Below are 19,879 nucleotides of genomic sequence, written 5' to 3'. Positions count from 1 at the left end.
CCACCGCGGCGTCATCGGGTCGCCTGTATCAGCGTTTCAACACTCCGTTAGACCGCGGCTTTTTTAAAACGTCACCCGGCACAGAAAAATATCCTGTCAGGCGCGGGGTGACGGCGCGTCGTTTTTCGGGCGAAGATGCTAAAAAAGAAGCCAATTATGCGCAGGAGCCCGCAGCCAGGGCAAGCGGCTGCGGGCAATATCATGAAATCAGGAGGAAATTTCGCGGACTTCTGTGCGGTCGGTACGGTTATTGAGCGCATCGTGCAGCTGTTTTTCATCCAGCTCTTTCACCCACTTCGACACCACCACCGTCGCCACGCCGTTACCGACCAGGTTGGTCAGCGCACGCGCTTCGGACATAAAGCGGTCGATACCAAGGATCAGCGCCAGCCCGGCAACTGGCAGATGGCCCACCGCAGAAATGGTGGCCGCCAGTACGATAAACCCGCTTCCCGTGACCCCGGCCGCCCCTTTCGATGACAGCAACAGCACCACCAGCAGCGTGATCTGGTGGAAGATATCCATGTGGCTGTTAGTGGCCTGGGCGATAAACACCGCGGCCATCGTCAGGTAGATCGAGGTGCCGTCGAGGTTAAACGAGTAACCGGTCGGAATAACCAGCCCCACCACCGATTTGCGGCAGCCCAGCTTCTCCATTTTCAGCAGCATACGCGGCAGCACCGACTCTGATGAGGAGGTACCGAGCACGATCAGCAGCTCTTCGCGGATGTAGCGGATGAATTTGAAGATGTTGAACCCGGTAGCACGGGCGATGCTGCCCAGCACCAGCACCACAAACAGGATACAAGTCAGGTAGAAGCACAGAATCAGCTGGCCGAGCTGCACCAGCGAACCGACGCCGTATTTACCGATGGTAAACGCCATGGCACCGAACGCCCCGATGGGCGCCAGACGCATGATCATATTGATGATGCCGAAGATGACCTGCGAGAAGCTTTCGATGACGTTGAAAATCAGCTGCCCTTTATGGCCCAGGCGATGCAGCGCGAAGCCGAACAGCACCGCAAACATCAGCACCTGGAGAATATTGCCGCTGGCAAACGCCCCAACGACGCTGCCCGGAATCACATCCAGCAGAAACGCGACGATGCCCTGCTGCTTCGCCTGCTCGGCGTAAACGGCCACCGCCCCGGCATCCAGCGTCGCGGGATCGACGTTCATCCCCGCGCCCGGCTGAACGATGTTGACGATGATAAGCCCCAGAATCAGCGCCAGGGTGGAGACGATTTCAAAGTAGAGCAGCGCCACGGCCCCGGTGCGGCCTACGGCCTTCATGCTCTCCATCCCGGCAATACCGGTCACCACGGTACAGAAAATAACCGGGGCGATAATCATTTTGATGAGCTTAACGAAACCGTCGCCCAGCGGCTTCATGGCTGCGCCCAGATCCGGGTAGAAGTGACCGAGCAAAATACCAATCGCAATCGCGGTCAGGACCTGGAAATAGAGACTTTTAAAAATCGACAATTTCATACGGGTGTCCTTGAGAGGGGGGATCCACAGGCGCGGGATGTAATCGGGTCGCCAGGGCGCTAAAAGTACCACCCGCCACAGGCGGCAGAAATAAGATTGCTACCTGATTGAAATCAAAATGTAAAAAATTTGAGCTGGCTCGCACCAGCCCATTTTACTTATGGACAGGCGTGTGTGATGCGCCAGGCGCGGGGAGATACTCTTTTTCAAAGCGATCCGGCGGCACGGCGCGGGCAAACAGATAGCCCTGGGCAATCTCAACGCCTGCATCAATAAGCCATTGCCGCTGCTCGGGTTTCTCGACGCCTTCGGCGATAACGCTCAGGTGCAGACCGTGGGCCATACCGATCATCGCCGACACCAGGCTGCAGTCCTCAGGCAGGTCATCGATAAAGCTCTTGTCGATTTTAATCACATCGAGCGGCAGGGATTTCATGCGATGCAGCTGGCGCAGGCTGGCGTAGCCCATGCCGAAATCGTCCAGCGCCACCCGCACCCCGGCATTGCGCAGCGGGCGCAGGATGGCCACGGCGGCATCCGGATCGTCGATGCGGCGGCTTTCGGTGACTTCCAGAATCAGGGTGCCCGGCTCAATGTGGTAACGGTGCAGCAGCGCCAGCAGCGTATCCACCATGTCATCATCCAGCAGCTGAAGCGCGGAGAGGTTCACCGACAGCGGCATCATCACGCCGCGGCTCTGCCAGGCGGCCAGCAGGCGGCACGCTTCCTCCAGAATCCAGCTGCCGATATGCACCATCAGACCGGCATGTTCGATGCGCTCGATCAGATCTTCCGGCAGCGCCCAGCTACCGTCGGGCTGACGCTGGCGCAGCAGCGCCTCGGCGCTCACCACCTCACCGCTCGTCAACGCCACCTGGGGCTGTAGCCAGACTGCAAAGGCGCCGCTGTCCAGCGCGGCAAGCAAATCACTCTCCTCGGTGAGACGCTGCTTGGCCAGCGCCAGCTGCTGTTCATCGAAGAACTGAATCTGGTTCTTTCCGGCCCGTCGGGCGCTGAGCGCGGCGGAAACCGCACGCCGATAGAGCTGTTCGCCGCCGGTATCCCCAAAGTACATGGCGATACCGATGCTGGCGGTGGGGCGCAGCGCGCTATTCCCAAGGGCCACCGGTTCGTTGATCGCCGCCAGCAGCTTCTGGCTCAGGGACATCGCCTGCCAGGGTTCGCGCACGCCGTGGGCGAGGATGGCGAAGTCGTACTGGCTGACCTGGGCCAGCACCATGCGCGGCATCAGCTGCGCCTTCATTTTTTTCGCCATCCCGGTGAGCAGGGCTTCGCGCTGCGCATCGCTCAGTGCGCCGGCGGCATCGTGCAGGGTTTCACACGCCACCACGATAACGGCGCTGGGCTTATGGCTCAGCACCGCCTGCTCAAGCAGCGCCATCAGCAGCGCTTTATTCGGCAGGTCGGTCACCGGGAAACGCGTGGTCAGCGAGTTCATCTCGTCGTACTGGCGCATCACCATCTGCTGATTGCGGTTGTAGCTGCGCACCAGCATGCCTATCTCATCGTCATGGTGCAGCCGCGGAAGCGTAAGCTGATGATGGGCCGCATCCCCGGCGTCGAGCCCGTTCAGCTCCCGGGCAATACGGCGCAGCGGGTGTACGATCAGCCGGTTGATGCACCAGGTGATCGCCACGGTGAGGATCAGCGCGAGCAGGAAATAGGTGGTCACCAGCGTCGACAGGGTGCTGAGGATAAATTTGTACATGCGCCAGGAGTCGGCCTGCAGTACCAGATAGGCCAATGGCTGCGGGTTGCCGGGGCGTTCGGTCGAGTAAAGCGGCAGCGATATCTGCACCGGAATTTCAAACAGCCGCGCCACCATCACCGGAACCGGGCGTTCCGGCAGGAAGCGCACGCGCAGCGCCTGGAACTGGTTGGGTAACACGACATCCGCACGGGCGACGATGCCCGCGGGCTGAATACCGTTGAGAATGGCTTCCGCTTCGGGAATATTGGCTTTCAGAATCGCCGTAGAGAGCGGCTGACGCACCGAACGGGCGATGCTCTCCATTTGTACCGCCGTGTTATAGCGGCTCTGTTGCACAAAGTGAAAGAGCTGAATGACGAGAAAAATAAAAATAAACACCACGGCAACGGCGGCCACCATTGCCATCTGTTTGATCGTTAATGAACGACTGACTCGCAAGTTCACTCTCCATTGATACTCTGCCCGGCAGGAAAATCCTGCCGGGCAGAGTATATCGCATCGGGAAGGCTTTTTAGCGTGCGAAGCCGGACAGATTAATCCGTTTTACCAGTCGGCATACGGCACCAGCGGCTGCGGCGGCATATCCATGTCGCCCTGCCAGCCTGCCTGAGAGTATCGCACGAAAATCAGGGCGTGGCTTGGCGTATAGTCTTTCGCCTCCTGGATGTCGATTCCCGCACCAACGGACCAGTTCGACGAAATTCGCCGCTCGATCAGCGCTCTTGCGGTGTAACCGACGCCAGAGCTGCTGCTGCCCTCTTCCGGCGCGTACTTATCGGTGAAGCGGCGCAGGCGCGGATCGTCGTTTGACACCGGATCGGGGATCAGGCTTTTTATCGGATAACGCGGCTGGGTATCGGTTTTCGAGTGCGACCAGGAGACCGACCCGCCCAGTTCCCACGACCAGTTTTCGGTACGCTGACGCCACATGACCGGCACGGCAAACGAGACGTACTGCTGCGGGCTGTAGTAGCCCCCCTGGCCCAGGCTGTAACCGCTGAGATCCTTATCGTAGTGCCACACCATATTGTTGAGGCCTACCGTCACGCGGCGGTTGTTCTCGTTGATAAGCTTATAGTAGTAGCCGGACATCCAGCGCACGCGCCAGTTATCCTCAACGTTTTTACCGGTGAGCGTGTCGCCGCTCAGGCTTGACCAGACGCCGTGGGCTTCGCCTTTATCGTAGCTCAGGCTCACGCCGCCACCGCTGGCGCGTACCCCGCCCCAGGTGGTGTTGGTGTTGGGATCGGTCTGCCCGCCGAAAGCCAGCATCGAACTGGAAATCGGACGGCGGTGCGCGTTAAGCGTATAGCCCAGCGGACCGAGATCGCTGCTGTAGCTCAGGCTGCCGACCACGTCCACTACCTTAAAGCCCATCGGCGTGGTACCGATGTCCATATCCCAGGTGTCGTTGCGCCAGCCGACCGCGACGCTTGCGCCGCGCGCGCTCTGGTTGGTGCGACCGCTACAGTAAGTTTCGGCGCAGGTTCCCCAGTCTTCACGATACTGCCCGCGGCTGTCGGCGCTAAACTGCCCGACGTCCATATTGACCATATCGCTACGGAAGAACATGCGGCCGTCATACAGCGGCGCGTCGGCCTGCAGCATGGTGGTGTGGGCCTGCAAATCAGAGTAGCCCGGCGTACCGCTGGAGCCCCAGTAGTCGTGCATCAGCGTGACGTTCACGTCCTGCTGGCGATACTGGTCTGCCGCATCGCTGCGAATGCCGCGCTTCAGCCAGTCATCTTTGGCGTCGTTGCGCGTCAGGCGCGTAAAGGTGTCGTTGTCGGCCGGGCGCACCGGGGCAATCCCGCTCGCCACCATCGCATCGCGCCAGGTCTCCAGCGCCTGTTTACCCTGCTGATTCTGGCCCTGTAGCCGTGCCGCGTCGCGCAGCACCAGCGCGCTCTCCTGGGACGGCGGCAGCGCTTTCGCCTGCGGCACGATCCGACTGAAGGTCTGCTGGGCCGCGGCCTGCTCGCCGGTGGCGGCCTGCACCATGGCAATGCGGCGCTGGCTGTTAAGCGTCAGCGGTTCACCGCCCTGGCGTGACGTCAGTTTCGCCAGCTGCGCCTGAGCCGCGGCGTTCTGCTTCTCCTCTGCCAGCACTTCGGCCAGCCCCAGGCGGGCATCGTCACTCTCCGGGTTGCGGGCCAGCACTTTCTCAAACTGCGCCCTCGCCGCGGCGTTATCGCCACGCTGCTGCGCCCAGTCGGCGAGGGTCAGGTCGATACGATCGGACGTCGGCTGCTGCTGAAGCAGCGCGATGGCCTGGGCTTCCTGACCGCTGTCGCGCAGACGGTTGGCGTTAGCCAGCACCTGGCCATTGTGAATGCGGTCCGCCAGCTCAATGATGTTTGGCGTCCACTGGCTGCGCGGCAGCGTATTGAGGTGGTAGAGCGCGGCCCGATCGCGGTCGCTGCCGGAGAGATAGAGCCCGTAGGCATACACCTGCTCCGGGTCGCGAGGTTTTTGCTGGGCCAGCGCGCGGAACAGAGCGTCGGCTTCGCTGCGCTGACCAGCGGCGGCCAGGTCCTGCGCCAGGCGGTAGGTTATCCACACGCTGCCAGGGTCAAGCTGCAGGCGCTGGCGCTGTACCCGCGCGGCTTCGGCATAGCGGCCCGCCTTTTCCAGCGCGGCGGCCTGCTGCTCAAGGCGTTCGTTATTCAGGCTGCGGGTAATGTCGTCCACGCTGCGGCGCTGGCTGGCGGAAAGGGTCGCGAGAAACGCTTCGGCGCGCTCTGGCGACTGGCGACGATAGACGTTTGCCAGGCCACGCACCGCATTGCTGTTATCCGCATCCATACGCAGGCTTTGCTGGTAGAAACGCTCTGCGGCGGCGTCATCGTTACGTGCGACCGCCACATCCCCCAGCCCCAGCACCGCGTAGCTGTCGGTGTTATCCACGCTGCGCGCCTGCTGGTATTTACGTTCTGCGCCGGCGAGATCGTTCGCCTTCAGCGCGGCATCGCCCTGCTCGATCAGCAGCCAGTAGCGGTTAGTCTGGAGCAGACTGTCCCACTTGCTGCGGCTGCTGCTGTTGGGATCCATCGCAATGGCTTTTTCAAGCTGCTCCACGGCTTTCGCACGGTTGCCCTGCTGAGAGTAAGCCTGACCAAGGGCGCCCACGGTTTCGCTGTCGCTCTGCCCGGCTTTGATCGCCGTTTCAAGCGGCGCGATGGCGGTGGCACCCTTCCCGGTGTCAACGTCGGCCAGCCCCTGAGCGCGGGCGCGAAACGCTGGATCGGCCAGCTGCTTCTGCGCCTCCGCCAGCTGCGTTCTGGCTTTGTCTACACTCTGCCCGGAGGAGAACACCTGGAGGAAACGTTGCAGGTCGGCAACGCTCTGGGCGCTGGCAGGCGCCCCCTGCAGCTGCTGATACCACAGGTTGGCGGCACCCTCACGGCCCGCGCTGGACCGCGCCATCTGTTCCAGCACGGCGTAGCCTTCGTCGCGCCGATCGGCTGAAAACAGCAGCTGCGCCAGGTTGGCCTGCAGGGTGGTATTCCCCGGTTCGCTGGCGTTCAGCGCCCGAAGATGCGTAATGGCTTCAGCGCGCCGCGACGGCTCGCGCGCCACCAGCGTCCAGTATTCAACGCCTAAATCGCCGTCGGGAGGCGTGCCGCCGAACAGCTTGTCATAGGCGGCGATAGCCTCCTGATTACGCCCGGAAGTGGCGAGCAGGCGCGCCTGCTGCAACGCCTGGCGTCCATCCGGGGCGGCCAGCAGCAGGGCGGTCCGCGAGGTACGATACGCCGCGGAATCCGGGGCCAGTTCTTTCAGGCGATCCAGCTGCTTCTGCGCCTGGGCGGTGTCGCCCTGGCGCAGGTTATAGCGCAGCCGGGCGGCAATGACGTCCGGGTTGTTTGGATCCATCAGCTCAAGGCGATACAGCGACTGACGCACCAGGTCGTCGCGTTTCGTCGCCTCGCCGAGACGAACTTGTTCCAGCAGCTGTTGCTGCGGTGTGGGCGCGGCCATAGCCTTCGGCATCAGGCTCAGGCCCAGTGTGATAGACAAAAGCGTTAATGAGAACTTGCGCATTCCTGGCCCCACTGAGGTTGTAATTCACCCCGTGCAGTAAATCGATAACGGTACTGATCCCACCCCTGTCCGAAGAGGGTCAGCACAAAGTTGTAATAGGCGTCTTTCGCGGGGAAGTTATCTTCCACCCGCTGACGCTGTAGCGCCTGGGCATCCCGGTCCTGCAGGAACGGTAGCATCGCCGCCGAGAATCCCACCGGGCCATCGCCCTGCACCGCCCCGGTCGTGACGTTGGCCTTTTCCGGCGGCAGTCCGTGCTGGGTGGTGCGGTCGGCCATGCCTTTCAGGCGAGCCAGCAGGCGCCCCTTCTGCGGATCCTTATCGTGCATCATCCCGACCCAGAGGTAGACGCGGATCGCATCGTAGCTGCTGATAAGCGGCTTGTCGGTTTTCAGCTGCCAGCCTTTCCCTTTCTCCCAGCTTACCCAGTCAGGAGAGAACCCTTTGGGCGCCGTTTCACGCAGCAGCCTCAGGTTGGTTTCACGCAGCGTGGTCCATGGCAGGCCGAAACGCGTGAAGTACATTGCCAGCTGCGGCGGAAGATAGCTGGGATTGAAGCGCCAGGCGGTTTTATCGGCAAAGCCGACTTTACCCGGCAACAGCATCAGGCCCAGACCGGGCACATTAACCGTCTCCTCCCTGGCAATGCGTGCCAGCACGGCGCTGCCAAGCGTGGTGTACTCCGGATGTTTCCACAGCCGCCCGGCCTCCAGCAGAGACCAGGCGATCCAGATATCGCCGTCGGACGCGGAGTTGGTATCCAGCACGCCCCAGCTGTTGTCTTCCTTGTGGCCCCACAGCCAGGCGGGAAGATGCTCTTTGAGCGAGCCCTCGGCCAGATTGTCCTGCGTCCAGCCCAGCAGCCGGTCAAAGGTGGCGCGGTCGTTGGCCGCCAGCGCGAAGAACAGCGCATAGCTCTGGCCTTCGGAGGTGGTGATCTGCCGGGCATCGCTCGGGTCAATCACCCGTCCCCCCTCGCTGATGTAGTTCGCTTTGAACTGCTCCCAGGCAGGCCAGGTGCAAGCCGCACGCAGCGGCGCGGCCAGCATCAGGAGTACGGCGACCAACAGCCAACGCCCTTTCATCGTCAGGTCCTTAATCATGGTCCGGGTCGAGACGGCGACGGCTCAGGATACGCAGCAGACGCCACAGCACCCAGGCGAGCAGCAGCACGCTTATCGCAGCGAAGATCGCCAGCAGCACCGGATGGTTAGCAAAGGCATACCAGACGCGCTCGAACCACGGCAGGTGACCGACGTAATAGACATCCCCCACGCGCAGGCTGTTGACGCCCGATTCACGGATGACGGCAACCGAGCCGTACATCGCGGCGCGTTTGCCGCTGTCGTTCAGCGCGTCGTTGAGCAGTTCGTATCCGCGCGGGCTGTCCGCCAGCAGCGCGACCACGCTGCGCTGGTCGTTAAACGGTGACTGGAAGCCCACCACCGCTGCCATCGGCGCCGTGGAGGTGACGGTAGTCTGCACGTTCGCGGTGCGATCCTGATCGTCCGGCATGATGGACGGCAGGGAGGAGTCGCGCTGCGGCGTCTTCACCCAGCTCTGGGCGGCCTGCACCAGCAGATCGATACGCTTGTCGTCTTTCAGCTGCGCCGGCAGCGTGCCGATGATGAGGATATCGCGATCGCTGCCCTGTACGCTGGCACCGTCGTCGGTGATGCTGACGTTAGTGGCCGGCAGACCGGTCTGCGCGCCCACGTTAGCCAGCGTATCAAGCAGGGTTGTTACCTGCGCGGCGGTAGGTTGCTTCGCCACCACGATGGTGGTGTCGGAGAGATCCGCCATGCGGCTGAACGGGAAACTGGCGTTGGCAAAAGCGCGCAGATCCGGCATAGCGATAAAGTGGTGATAGTGTGAAAAATCGATGGTGGAGTCATCCCCGATCACCACGCGGTTCTGCACCGGCTGGAAGGTGACGCAGTTATTCACCGAGCCACCCGGCATCGGGTTGGCATACTGGAAGTCAAAGCGCAGCTGATTGAGCGCGCCCAGACGCAGCGCCGGAATCGACACTTCGGTTTTGCCATCCAGCAGGCCCTGCAACACCGGCAGACGCAGCAGCAGGTTGTTATTTTCTTCTTTCGTCGTCAGGTTGAACGACTGCAGGAACTGGTTGTTCAGGCTGATATCCATGCGCGAATTGTCATTCGTCGCCGGCGTGGTGTAGCGGTAGTTGAGATTCATATCAATACCGCTGCTGCGCAGCAGGTAGAGATCCGGTGGCAGGTTCAGCGCCAGGCTGATGGCCGACGGCTCCATACCGCTGGACTGAAGCTGCTCTTCATAGGTTTTCAGCTCACCGAAGGTGATGGCGCGGTCGGTGCGCACCCAGTTTGGCGCGTCGTAAGGCTTACGCGCAAGCAGCGGCTTAACATCGTCAATCACCACTTTCGAGCCGCGGAACAGCACGTTGCCCTGGGCGATACCTTTGGCGGCCTGCACCAGATCCTTATCGTTACGTCCCATCACCACCAGCAGCTTCACGTACGGGTTGTCCGGGTGGTTAATCATCTCAACGGTCGGCGCTTCTACCGCCGGAAGATCGCGCAGGAAGTCCGGGCGGTTGTCGTTGGTCGCGAAGACAATGGCATTGCGGTCCGGAAGCTGGTTGAACAGGGTCGGGAAGGTCTGCCCGCGCCACGCGGCACGGGAACCAAACCAGGACGCCACAATCGCGGCGGCGTGCTGCTGCTCCAGGTTCGGCGACGCGGCAAAGACCATCGGCAGTTCCACGGCGCGGGTATCGCGCGCGTCAAAGAACGGCACCGGGAAATGCGAGAGATCGTTTTGTACCGACAGGGTCTGGTAGGTCAGATTCAGGGCGCTGCTGCGGCCCACGTCCATCCACAGCGTGGAGCTGGCCGGGTTTTCACACACGTCGGTATAGTGGCTGACAAACTCCAGCCGCACGCGGTTGAAATCGGCGATATAGAGCGGATCGATGGGCACCTGGGCGCGGGTTTTCTTCCCGAGCTGCTCTTTGGTGACCGGCAGCACGTCCATCAGTTCGTCGTTGAGATAGACCTTCAGCTGGGACTGCACCGGCAGCAGGGACGGCGACGGGGTGTACTCCAGGTTCAGCATCGCTGAGGAGACCACTTCATCGCTGCGCATTCCAAATTCAATGGCACCGTTCGGATTAGTGCCGCGCAGCACCATGCTGCCCGGCGGAGGCGCGATCTGGGCAAAGCTCAGGGTGACATCCCGCGACGGGGCATCCTGCGCGACAATCGGAGCGTTGGCGCGTGGCACGCCCGGCTGCACCTGGCCAATCACCGGCGACGGGTTAACCGCCGCAGGCGTCGCGCCATTGGCAGCAGGGGTCGCCGGCATCAGCCGCTCTGTTCTTGTCTGATCGGGCGTCACAACGCCTTGCGTGGCGGTCGCGACGGCCGGGGCCGCGGGTGCCGCAGTGACCGCCGGATCCGCCGGGGTAACGCCCGGTGCTGCATAACTCATCATTGCGGGGAAAGCGCTCATCCCCACAGCCATTGCGTAAATCCAGGATATTTTTCTTTTCATCGCATTGTCATCATTGTTGAGCCATAACCGGGCCAGGAAAGACCTCTGTCACCGCGCGCGACGGGCGGCGGGGAATAAAAGAGACAATCCAGGCAACCAGCGTGGTAAGAGAACGGAAAATCAGTTTCAACGACGGAGGGGCAAACTCCGCGAGATGGCGATAGCCCCGGAACCCCATTTTTAGAATGTCCAGCAGGCTTTCCAGCGGTCTGTCTTCCGGGAAGCTGTCCTGCCAGAGTGCCCAGGTGTCAGCGCGCGCGAAGGTGCACTGCACAAAATCGATATGCTGCTGGGTGGTAAGTTGTCCGAGCTGCAGGCCCACTTCTGAACCGAACACGCGCACGACCTGCGCCGGGAAGGCGTATTCATGCGGCCCGCGCTTGAGCAACAGGCTGACGTGCTGGCCTTCCAGCATCTGCGCCCCGCCGTTGATCTGCACGCCAATACCGCCGTCCGAAAAGTCGTGAACCGTACAGGAGAACAGGTGACCATCCTCGCGGGCAATCGCCGCCGGCATGCGGATCTCGACGCGATGCGCCCGACGCACCTGCTTGCTCTCTACCGATACCGCCACCGCGCCGCCAAGAATAATCAGGTTATAGAACACCCACAGCAGGCTGACGAGCACGGTGAGGGTTTCATTCGCCGGCCCGGTGAAATAGCGCCAGATGCCGAACCCCACCCCAATCAGGTTAATGACCACCAGCCAGAGATAAGGACGGGAGATCACCCAGTCGACGTACTCGTTCTCGACCAGGCCACCCTTGGCGGTGACGTTGAACTTCCCTTTGTGCGGGTTAAACAGCGCCACCATGGTGGGACGGGCGATATACCAGGCCAGCACCGTTTCATAGATCTCACTCCAGAAGGAGTGACGGTATTTGCCCTGAATCTTCGAGTTGGTCAGGCTGGCGTGAACCATGTGCGGCAGTACGAACAGCGCAATCATGATCGCCGGTGCATAAATGATATAGGCGTGCAGCAACAGGAACGCCAGCGGGGCGGTCAGGAAGATCAGCCGTGGCACCCCGGAGAGGAAGTGGAACATGGCGTTGACGTAGCACAGACGCTGCGCCAGCTTCAGCCCCTTCCCAAACAGCGGGTTGTCGAGACGGAAAATCTGCACCATGCCGCGCGCCCAGCGGATACGCTGCCCGATATGGGATGACAGGCTCTCTGTCGCCAGCCCCGCCGCCTGCGGAATACGCATGTAGGCAGAGGTATAGCCCCGGCGGTGCAGGCGCAGCGAGGTGTGGGCATCCTCGGTCACGGTTTCCACCGCGATACCACCGATCTCATCCAGCGGGCCGCGGCGGATCACCGCACAGGAACCGCAGAAGAAGGTGGCGTCCCACATGTCGTTTCCGTCCTGCACCAGGCCATAGAACAGCGTGCCTTCGTTCGGCGTCTGGCGGAAACGGCCCAGGTTGCGCTCAAACGGGTCGGGCGAAAAGAAGTGGTGCGGCGTCTGCATCATCGCCAGCTTTTTATCCTTCATAAACCAGCCCATGGTGAGCTGCAGGAAGGAGCGCGTCGGCACGTGGTCGCAGTCGAATATCGACACGAAATCGCCTTTCGCATACTTCAGCGCGTTGTTGATGTTCCCCGCTTTCGCATGGTTATGCTCGGTACGGGCGATGTAGTTGACGCCAACCGTGTGGGCGAACGCCTTAAACTCTTCGCGACCGCCGTCGTCCAGCAGCCAGATTTGCAGCTTATCCTTCGGCCAGTCGATACCGAGCGAGGCGTAGATAGTGTTCTTCACCACGTTCAGATCTTCGTTGTAGGTCGGCACGAAGATATCCACCGACGGCCAACTGTTCATGTCCTTCGGCAGCGGCACCGGCTGGCGGTTGAGCGGCCAGATCACCTGGAAGTAGCCCAGCACCAGCACAATCCAGGCGTAGGTTTCTGCAAACAGCAGGATCAAGCCGCACACCAGGCTGACCGGATCGTTCCAGTTGAGCGTCGAGGTGTAGCGCCACCAGATGTAGCGGCAGGAGACGGTGAGTGACAGCACAATCAGCATCAGCGCCGAGAAACGCCCCGGGATACGGCGCACAAACATCGCCACTGCCCACAGCAGGATCAGGAAGGTAAACTGCGCCAGTGGGTTAAACGGTTGCGTGACGCACAGAATCGCGAGGATCAGCGAAAATGCCACTATCACACCGAGGATAATGCGCCGTACGCCCTGGCTGAGATGGCCCAGCTCCTTCTCGTTTTCCAGATGCTGCGTGTCATCGTTGAAACGCGTCGGCAGCGTATCGAGCCAGGTGTGGTAGCGCAGCATCCACCGTTGCACGAATGACACCGATCGCCAGTGAGGACCCACGCGGCTCTCCGCAGGACGCATCGCCAGCAGCCAGGCACCCTGCAACAGGTAGCGCACCGCATCCAGCGGACGCGGACGATCGGGATTAATATGGGGGAACAGGGTCGCGTGGCGCGCGCGGATGGCCGCCCAGCGGGAGTTCTCCAGCGGCAGCAGCGTCCAGGCCAGCGCCAGACACAGCGTACCCAGCCAGATGCTGAACAGGGGCGTACCGTTAGTGCGCCAGACCCGACACCGTTCCTGAAGCCGCTGGCTGACCTGCGGCTGTAACAGCCATTGGTTTACGCGGCTCATTCTGTTCTCCCGGAACAGCGCAGCAGGCACCAGTTGGCCAGCGTCATTATCTCTTCCGCGCCCAGGGAGTCCGGACGATACTCGCCCAGCGGCTGCTTCGCGGCGGCACACTCGGCCATGGCCTCGTCGCGGTGAATCAGTATCGGCAACAGGTTACGCTGGCTTTGCAGCCAGAGCTGGAAGATATCGTCCTGCACCTGGCTGCCAACCCGCAGGTAGTTGAGCAGCAGGTGGCTGTTTGCGGGCAACGCCTGCTGGTGCAGGCGTACATGGCAGTTGGCGTCCGGACGCACCACGACCAGGGTGTGGTCAGCGGTTTCGCCCATCTGCTGCGTCAACGGCGCCGCGCCGTGAGGCAGGTCGAGAAGGATCCACTGGTATTCGCCGCTGGATTTCAGCGTCTCCAGCGCCTCGCGAAACCCATTTAGCGCTGTCGATCCGGTGGATAACGCGGTACGCTCATCGTCGCTCATCTGCCCGAACGGCAGCACATCAAGGTGACGGGTATAACGCCATGCCGCGCTGCGCCAGTCCTGAGAATCGAGCAGCGCCCGGCCCCATCCGCCGCGATGCGCAAAGTCGATATTGAAGGAGAGGCGTAGCAGGTTGTCAGGCGAGCCGTCGATCAGCAGCACTTTTTCATCAAGCATTTGCAGCGCCCAGGCCAGCGCCGCGCTTACGGTGGTGGTGCCAACACCGCCGTGAATACCCTGTAAAGCCAGAATAGCCATGGTGTTTCCTGCTACTTATTGGTCAATTCTGCCAGCAATGGCCAGCGCTTAAGCGCTGATACCAGCTGTTCACGTTGAGAAATATCGGTGTAATCAATTTCTGGCAATGAAAATGCACGGCGTAAGGCCAGAATGTCATTCTGAAAACCATAAAGGCCGGGGTTATCTTGAGTATCGTTAGTATTGTGGTCTTGCATTCAGGCCGCATCCCTTTGAGAAAATCGCACGCTCAGATTTGGTAAGATTCTGCTCGGCGAATTATGATTTACATGCTAAATGCGATGTTCTTTAATTTCAATGTTAGGTTTATTTCCACGCTTTCGCTAGTAAACTGAGAGACAGACAATTTCCTTTCAAGAGGGATGCATGAACCCCATATTTCCGATTGGTATTCATTCGCTTTGGGATGAATTAAATCATATGCCTTCGGGCAGTCTGTGGTGGGTAAACACAGACCAGGATGTCGATGCTTATCGCCTTGCCAACCAGACGCTTGCGGCACAGCAGGCTGATGCACGTGTGGCGGTCATAACGATGGGGGCGCCGCCCCGAACCGTGATTCATGAACCCACCGTGGGCGGGCCAGATAACATTCGCTTATTTTCCGCGCGTTCTTCGCCGGATAGTCTACACTTTTTGACCCGCGATGTTATGTCATCCATAGATCCTTATCATTATTTAATAATTATTATTAACTCGATTAATTACTGGCAAAATATATCATCTTCTCTGATACATAACTGGATCAAAAAAACCAGTAGTTGGGCAAAAGAAAATAATTGCGCCGTGCTAATGATTAACCCCGATAATAACAGTGATAAGCAGTCCTCACTGTTAGTCAGCGAGCACCGTTCTTTAGATGGCCTGGCCACCTTGCGCCGTCAGGGTGAAATGCATCTTCTTGATATTGCTTACTGGTGTAATGAAAAAGGGGTGAGCGCTCAGCGCCAGATCATGCTGGAAACTACCGCCGCCGGGTGGAACGTGACGGCCGCGGAAGATCACGCCCCGCAGCCGCGCAGCGACGAAAAACAGGTACTCAGCCATATCGCCGTGCTGGAAGGTGCTCCCCCGCTCTCCGAGAACTGGCACCTGTACGACAATAATGAAACGTTATTTAACGATGCGCGCACCGCGCAGGCGGCGACGGTGATTTTTTCACTGGCGCAGAACAACCAGATTGAAGGGCTGGCCCGGCATATTCATACGCTGCGTCGCCAGCGCGGGACCGCGCTCAAAATCATCGTGCGTGAAAATCAGGCCAGCCTGCGTGCCACCGACGAGCGGCTGCTGCTGGGATGCGGCGCGACGATGATCATTCCGTGGAACGCCCCGCTGTCGCGCTGCCTGACGCTTATTGAGAGCGTACAGGGGCAGGTGTTTTCGCGCCACGTGCCGGAAGATATCACCCTGCTGCTCGACGCGATGCAGCCGCTCAAGCTGCGCGGTTACCAGCCGTGGCCAACGTTTTGCCAGGCGGTGGGCGCGCTGATGACCAACCCGCTGCTGCCCCTGGATGGCAAAGGCGTGATGGTGGCACTGCGCCCGGTGCCGGGTATTCGCGCCGAACAGGCGCTGACGCTGTGCCGTCCGGTACGTATGGGCGACATCGTGACGGTGGGCGACGGTCGGCTGGTGTTGTTCCTGTCGTTCTGCCGGATCAACGACCTCGACACGGCCCTGAACCATATTTTCCCCCTGCCTGTCGGCGATATCTTCTCCAACCGCAAGGTGTGGTTTGAGGATTCGCAGATCGCGGCAGAAATTGTGCAGATACGAGACATGAATCCAGAGAAATGGGGTAACCCCCTGAAAGGCCCCGGGGATATCAGCGCGGTGGTTAACGCCCAGCATGACAGCCACGCCTGGCGTCGCGTGCCGCAGCCCATCACCTTGTTAGATGCGTCAGACGAAGGAACGTCCGTATGATGTCGCTTACCGATATTATTCAGCTGATCGTGCTGTGCGCGGTAATCTTCTTTCCGCTCGGGTACCTGGCGCAGCGGCACGCCACGCGCATCGCAGCCTTTCTGCGTCTTATTTTTATAAAACCACGCTATGTTAAGCCGGACGGCATTTTGCGCCGGAACTCAGTCAAGGCAGACCATCGACATGACTAAACAGAATAAAACGGCCCCGGTGGCTACACCCCTTTTCCCATACTGGCGCGGACTTTCCGGCTGGAACTACTACTTTTTACTTAAGTTCGGCCTGCTGTGGACCGGGTATCTCAACTTCCACCCCATGACGAACCTGGTGTTTATGGCCTTCCTGCTGGTGCCGATCCCCAACTTTCGTCTGCACCGTCTGCGCCACCTGATCGCCATTCCGCTTGGCTTTGCGCTGTTCTGGCATGACACCTGGCTGCCCGGCCCGCAGAGTATGATGACGCAGGGCTCGCAGGTGGCAGGATTCAGCGCCGACTACCTGCTCGACCTGGTCACGCGCTTCATTAACTGGCAGATGATTGGTGCCGCCTTCGTGCTGCTGGTCGCCTGGCTGTTTCTCTCCCAGTGGCTGCGCGTCACGGTCTTCGTGGTGGCGATCATGCTCTGGCTTAACGTGTTGACCATTACCGGCCCGGTGATGGCCCTGTGGCCGAACGCAGGGGCAGCCAACCCCGCCACCGTTACCACCACCGGCGGCGGCGCGGCGGATACCGTGGCCCAGGCCGCGGGCACGCCGGTTGTCGGCGACATTCCGGCCCAGACCGCACCGGCGAGCAGCCAGAGCATCAATAACTGGCTGACCAGCTTCTATGCCTCTGAGGCGAAGCGCCAGACCCACTTCCCGGAGAGCTTGCCTGCGGATTCACAGCCGTTTGAACTGCTGGTGATCAACATCTGCTCGCTGGCCTGGTCCGATATCGAGTCCAGCGGGCTGATGTCGCACCCGCTGTGGTCGCATTTCGACATCCTGTTCAAGAACTTCAACTCCGGCACCTCCTACAGCGGCCCGGCGGCGATCCGTCTGCTGCGCGCCAGCTGCGGTCAGCTGTCGCACAAGAACCTGTATCAGCCCGCCGGTAATCAGTGCTATCTGTTTGAGAACCTCTCGAAGCTGGGCTTCTCGCAGCACCTGATGCTTGACCACGACGGCGTGTTCGGCGGCTTCCTGCAGGAAGTTCGCGAAGGCGGTGGGATGCAGTCGCCGCTGATGGACCAGACCGGTCTGCCGGTGGCCCTGCGCTCCTTCGATAACTCGCCCATCTATGACGATGCGGCGGTGCTGGATCGCTGGAACAAGTCCGAAGACCGCACTCAGAACCCGCGCAGCGCGACCTTCTTTAACCTGCTGCCGCTGCACGACGGGAACCATCTGCCGGGCGTGAGCAAAACCGCCGACTATAAAATGCGCGCCCAGAAGCTGTTCGACCAGCTTGATGCCTTCCTGACGGATCTGGAAAAATCGGGCCGCAAAGTGATGGTGGTGATTGTGCCGGAGCACGGCGCGGCGCTGGCCGGGGACAGAATGCAGGTATCCGGCCTGCGTGATATCCCGAGCCCGTCCATTACCCATGTGCCGGTCGGCATTAAGTTTATCGGTATGAAAGCCCCGCATCAGGGCGACATGATTCAGATCGATCGGCCCAGCAGCTTCCTGGCGATATCTGAACTGGTGGCTCGCTCGGTAGACGGCAAAAACTTCGTGGCCGATAGCGTGGACTGGGACGCGTTGACCAGCAACCTGCCGCAGTCTGCGCCGGTATCGGAAAATGCCAACGCCGTGGTGGTGCAGTATCAGGGTAAACCCTGGGTGCGCCTGAACGGCGGCGACTGGGTACCGTATCCGCAGTGATGATGGTGAGCAATAGCGCCTGCCGCTGAACACACAGCCCGACCCGTGAAAACGCGTCGGGCTTTTTTATTCCTGATTGTGAAGCGGTTTCCAGTTATCCCACTCTCTTGTATATCCCTTTGACATATCCCATTGCATCACTAAGATGATAAGGATAAAAAACGTACAACGCAGGAGGGGCGATGGAAAAAACCACGGTGTTTCGTAGTAATCGCAGCCAGGCCGTTCGCTTACCTAAGGCAGTAGCGCTACCGGAAGATGTGAAGAATGTAGAAATCGTTGCTGTCGGAAGGACCCGGATTATCACACCGGCAGGAGAAGGCTGGGACAACTGGTTCAATGGCGACAGCGTGACGTCGGACTACATGTCTGACAGGGATCAACCAGACGATCAAACCAGGGAAGAATTTTGATGCTCAAGTTTATGCTGGATACCAACATCTGCATTTTCACTATCAAAAACAAACCGCAGATTGTTCGCGAGGCGTTCAATAAATATTACGGGCAGATGTGCATTAGTACCGTCACGCTAATGGAATTGATCTACGGCGCAGAGAAATCACAAAATCCGGAAAAAAATCTCGCCGTGGTAGAAGGGTTTGCAGCCAGGCTGGATGTGCTGACCTTTGATAATGATGCCGCTACGCACACGGGTCAGATTCGGGCCGAGCTCGCCAGAAAAGGCACCCCCATTGGGGCATGGGATACGATGATTGCGGGTCATGCCCGTTCACGGGGATTGATCGTGGTATCCAATAACCGGCGTGAATTCGAACGCGTGTCCGGCCTGCGAACCGAGGACTGGATTGCTGGATTGCTGGAGAGTCCGTTATAAGCGTGAGCGAACGTATAATTTTCATCATCCTCTCACGCAGTAACTGCAACAACATGCGGTCTTCTTTGCAGGATCGTGTTACTGATTCCATAGTGCCCCAAAGAACCATCAAAAGTGATTACTGCTCTGGGGCGTTATTATTTACATCATCGGCGTTGCTTCCCGAAATAACCGCGTCAGTGAACCTGCGGCAGCGGCTCCCCTTCCAGCGTCACTAACCCGGTCGGCGTTCGCAAAAAACGTGGGGCTTTCAGATCGTGGGCCAGCAGGTCAATAAGCTCGTACAAAACACCGATGATCATCTTCTCCTGCTCCGGCGACTCCTGGTGATTAAGCAAAATCAGAATCAGCGCAGCGCAATATTCCCGTAGCGTTTCTGAATCACAGGCGATCAAGCCAGGCAGCTCCTGGGCATCTTCCACCGTTAAGCGAGCAATCAGATGGGGAGGTAATGGCGCGTTTAACAACCCTCGCATCACTTCCATCCCGGCGAGCAGGCGCCCGCACAGCGCCATACGCGCGGTAATATCGTGGGTTTCAATCAGTTCGTCAGCGTAGCGCTGACACCCTTCCAGCACCTGAAAAAGATCGTGCCTGGCGCCCAGCGGCGTAGCCATCAATGCGGTGAGTGTCGTGCCAGGGGTGTGATCCGGCAGGGTAAATTCAGGGCGAGCGTTTGTGTTACTATCGGCATTAGCCATAGCGTTAGTCCTCATAACGTTGTGGTCAGACGCTCCGGCGGTGTTGGCGCACTTCCGGGGCGTTGTTTATGGTGGCCTGATAAAGTATAAGTGGCCACTTAGATATGAAAATTAATCTTTAGGTGGCCCCTTGTCAATGATTAAAAGGGATAAAAAATCGACAATCGGGGGACCAACCCCGCAATTTAAAATGCGTATCGACCCTGCATTACGCGCGCAGCTTGATGCCGAGGCCGCTGCGCAGGGGATCAGTCTTGCCAACTGGTTTAAGAATCTGGCGCGGGAAGCGTTGAAGAAAAAAGGGATTGAACCGAAGGGGTAATGTAGCCTGAGTCTGTAACCCTGCAGCACTGACACGGCAGGTGCGCAGGCTTA

15 protein-coding genes are annotated in these 19,879 nt (G+C 59.8%); 6 read left to right on the top strand and 9 right to left on the bottom strand.

Features of this window, described 5'->3' with window-relative positions; translation table 11 throughout:
• Window positions 1-207 precede the first annotated feature (207 nt).
• The 8 genes from DW58_RS18935 to bcsR form a co-directional block, all read right to left on the bottom strand.
• Window positions 208-1,494: a dicarboxylate/amino acid:cation symporter gene (locus tag DW58_RS18935; RefSeq protein ID WP_024549467.1), complete on the bottom strand. Its 1,287-nt coding sequence runs from the start codon at window positions 1,492-1,494 to the stop codon at window positions 208-210.
• 154 nt (window positions 1,495-1,648) lie between these two features.
• On the bottom strand, window positions 1,649-3,664 hold the full coding sequence (hmsP, locus tag DW58_RS18930) for a biofilm formation regulator HmsP (RefSeq protein WP_024549466.1): 2,016 nt from the start codon (window positions 3,662-3,664) through the stop codon (window positions 1,649-1,651).
• 105 nt (window positions 3,665-3,769) lie between these two features.
• Window positions 3,770-7,270, bottom strand: coding sequence for a cellulose synthase complex outer membrane protein BcsC (bcsC, locus tag DW58_RS18925; RefSeq protein ID WP_029593340.1), 3,501 nt, complete (start codon window positions 7,268-7,270; stop codon window positions 3,770-3,772).
• The gene (gene bcsZ / locus DW58_RS18920) at window positions 7,252-8,355 is read right to left on the bottom strand and encodes a cellulose synthase complex periplasmic endoglucanase BcsZ (RefSeq protein WP_024549970.1); all 1,104 of its coding nucleotides are present in this window, start codon (window positions 8,353-8,355) and stop codon (window positions 7,252-7,254) included. The genes bcsC and bcsZ overlap by 19 nt, the downstream gene beginning before the upstream one ends.
• Before the next feature lie 10 nt (window positions 8,356-8,365).
• Window positions 8,366-10,810, bottom strand: a complete 2,445-nt coding sequence (bcsB, locus tag DW58_RS18915) for a cellulose biosynthesis cyclic di-GMP-binding regulatory protein BcsB (RefSeq protein WP_024549969.1) — start codon at window positions 10,808-10,810, stop codon at window positions 8,366-8,368.
• Between the two features lie 10 nt (window positions 10,811-10,820).
• Window positions 10,821-13,439: a UDP-forming cellulose synthase catalytic subunit gene (bcsA, locus tag DW58_RS18910; protein WP_024549968.1), complete on the bottom strand. Its 2,619-nt coding sequence runs from the start codon at window positions 13,437-13,439 to the stop codon at window positions 10,821-10,823.
• Window positions 13,436-14,170 carry a cellulose biosynthesis protein BcsQ gene (gene bcsQ / locus DW58_RS18905; RefSeq protein WP_024549967.1) on the bottom strand — a complete coding sequence of 245 codons (735 nt, stop codon included), beginning with the start codon at window positions 14,168-14,170 and terminating at the stop codon, window positions 13,436-13,438. The genes bcsA and bcsQ overlap by 4 nt, the downstream gene beginning before the upstream one ends.
• 11 nt (window positions 14,171-14,181) lie before the next feature.
• On the bottom strand, window positions 14,182-14,367 hold the full coding sequence (gene bcsR, locus DW58_RS20495; RefSeq protein WP_024549966.1) for a cellulose biosynthesis protein BcsR: 186 nt from the start codon (window positions 14,365-14,367) through the stop codon (window positions 14,182-14,184).
• A 169-nt stretch (window positions 14,368-14,536) separates the two neighbouring features.
• On the opposite strand from bcsR, the gene bcsE reads away from it, so the two are divergent.
• The 5 genes from bcsE (at window position 14,537) to vapC (ending at window position 18,803) form a co-directional block, all read left to right on the top strand.
• Window positions 14,537-16,099, top strand: coding sequence for a cellulose biosynthesis protein BcsE (gene bcsE / locus DW58_RS18900; protein WP_024549965.1), 1,563 nt, complete (start codon window positions 14,537-14,539; stop codon window positions 16,097-16,099).
• Entirely contained in the window at window positions 16,096-16,290 is a 195-nt protein-coding gene (gene bcsF, locus DW58_RS18895; protein WP_024549964.1) for a cellulose biosynthesis protein BcsF, read from the top strand. The genes bcsE and bcsF overlap by 4 nt, the downstream gene beginning before the upstream one ends.
• Window positions 16,283-17,968: a cellulose biosynthesis protein BcsG gene (gene bcsG / locus DW58_RS18890; RefSeq protein WP_024549963.1), complete on the top strand. Its 1,686-nt coding sequence runs from the start codon at window positions 16,283-16,285 to the stop codon at window positions 17,966-17,968. The genes bcsF and bcsG overlap by 8 nt, the downstream gene beginning before the upstream one ends.
• Window positions 17,969-18,150: 182 nt before the next feature.
• Window positions 18,151-18,381: a type II toxin-antitoxin system VapB family antitoxin gene (gene vapB, locus DW58_RS18885; RefSeq protein WP_024549962.1), complete on the top strand. Its 231-nt coding sequence runs from the start codon at window positions 18,151-18,153 to the stop codon at window positions 18,379-18,381.
• On the top strand, window positions 18,381-18,803 hold the full coding sequence (vapC, locus tag DW58_RS18880; protein ID WP_024549961.1) for a type II toxin-antitoxin system tRNA(fMet)-specific endonuclease VapC: 423 nt from the start codon (window positions 18,381-18,383) through the stop codon (window positions 18,801-18,803). The genes vapB and vapC overlap by 1 nt, the downstream gene beginning before the upstream one ends.
• 176 nt (window positions 18,804-18,979) lie before the next feature.
• Here vapC and DW58_RS18875 read toward each other — a convergent pair whose 3' ends face one another.
• On the bottom strand, window positions 18,980-19,504 hold the full coding sequence (locus DW58_RS18875) for a hypothetical protein (RefSeq protein WP_024549960.1): 525 nt from the start codon (window positions 19,502-19,504) through the stop codon (window positions 18,980-18,982).
• A gap of 130 nt (window positions 19,505-19,634) precedes the next feature.
• On the opposite strand from DW58_RS18875, the gene DW58_RS18870 reads away from it, so the two are divergent.
• Window positions 19,635-19,826, top strand: a complete 192-nt coding sequence (locus tag DW58_RS18870; RefSeq protein ID WP_024549959.1) for a toxin-antitoxin system HicB family antitoxin — start codon at window positions 19,635-19,637, stop codon at window positions 19,824-19,826.
• The last annotated feature ends 53 nt before the right edge of the window (window positions 19,827-19,879 follow it).

The organism is Siccibacter turicensis LMG 23730 (genome assembly GCF_000463155.2).
GTDB lineage: Bacteria > Pseudomonadota > Gammaproteobacteria > Enterobacterales > Enterobacteriaceae > Siccibacter > Siccibacter turicensis.
Note: the sequence above shows the minus strand (reverse complement) of the source record. Positions and strands in the feature narration are given on the sequence as shown.

Coding starts and splice junctions, on each gene's coding strand:
- DW58_RS18875 (WP_024549960.1), bottom strand. CDS start 19,504: ATGGCTAATGCCGATAGTAACACAAACGCTCGCCCTGAATTTACCCTG.
- bcsA (WP_024549968.1), bottom strand. CDS start 13,439: ATGAGCCGCGTAAACCAATGGCTGTTACAGCCGCAGGTCAGCCAGCGG.
- bcsZ (WP_024549970.1), bottom strand. CDS start 8,355: ATGAAAGGGCGTTGGCTGTTGGTCGCCGTACTCCTGATGCTGGCCGCG.
- bcsG (WP_024549963.1), top strand. CDS start 16,283: ATGACTAAACAGAATAAAACGGCCCCGGTGGCTACACCCCTTTTCCCA.
- bcsR (WP_024549966.1), bottom strand. CDS start 14,367: ATGCAAGACCACAATACTAACGATACTCAAGATAACCCCGGCCTTTAT.
- bcsC (WP_029593340.1), bottom strand. CDS start 7,270: ATGCGCAAGTTCTCATTAACGCTTTTGTCTATCACACTGGGCCTGAGC.
- vapB (WP_024549962.1), top strand. CDS start 18,151: ATGGAAAAAACCACGGTGTTTCGTAGTAATCGCAGCCAGGCCGTTCGC.
- bcsF (WP_024549964.1), top strand. CDS start 16,096: ATGATGTCGCTTACCGATATTATTCAGCTGATCGTGCTGTGCGCGGTA.
- bcsB (WP_024549969.1), bottom strand. CDS start 10,810: ATGAAAAGAAAAATATCCTGGATTTACGCAATGGCTGTGGGGATGAGC.
- bcsQ (WP_024549967.1), bottom strand. CDS start 14,170: ATGGCTATTCTGGCTTTACAGGGTATTCACGGCGGTGTTGGCACCACC.
- vapC (WP_024549961.1), top strand. CDS start 18,381: ATGCTCAAGTTTATGCTGGATACCAACATCTGCATTTTCACTATCAAA.
- DW58_RS18935 (WP_024549467.1), bottom strand. CDS start 1,494: ATGAAATTGTCGATTTTTAAAAGTCTCTATTTCCAGGTCCTGACCGCG.
- bcsE (WP_024549965.1), top strand. CDS start 14,537: ATGAACCCCATATTTCCGATTGGTATTCATTCGCTTTGGGATGAATTA.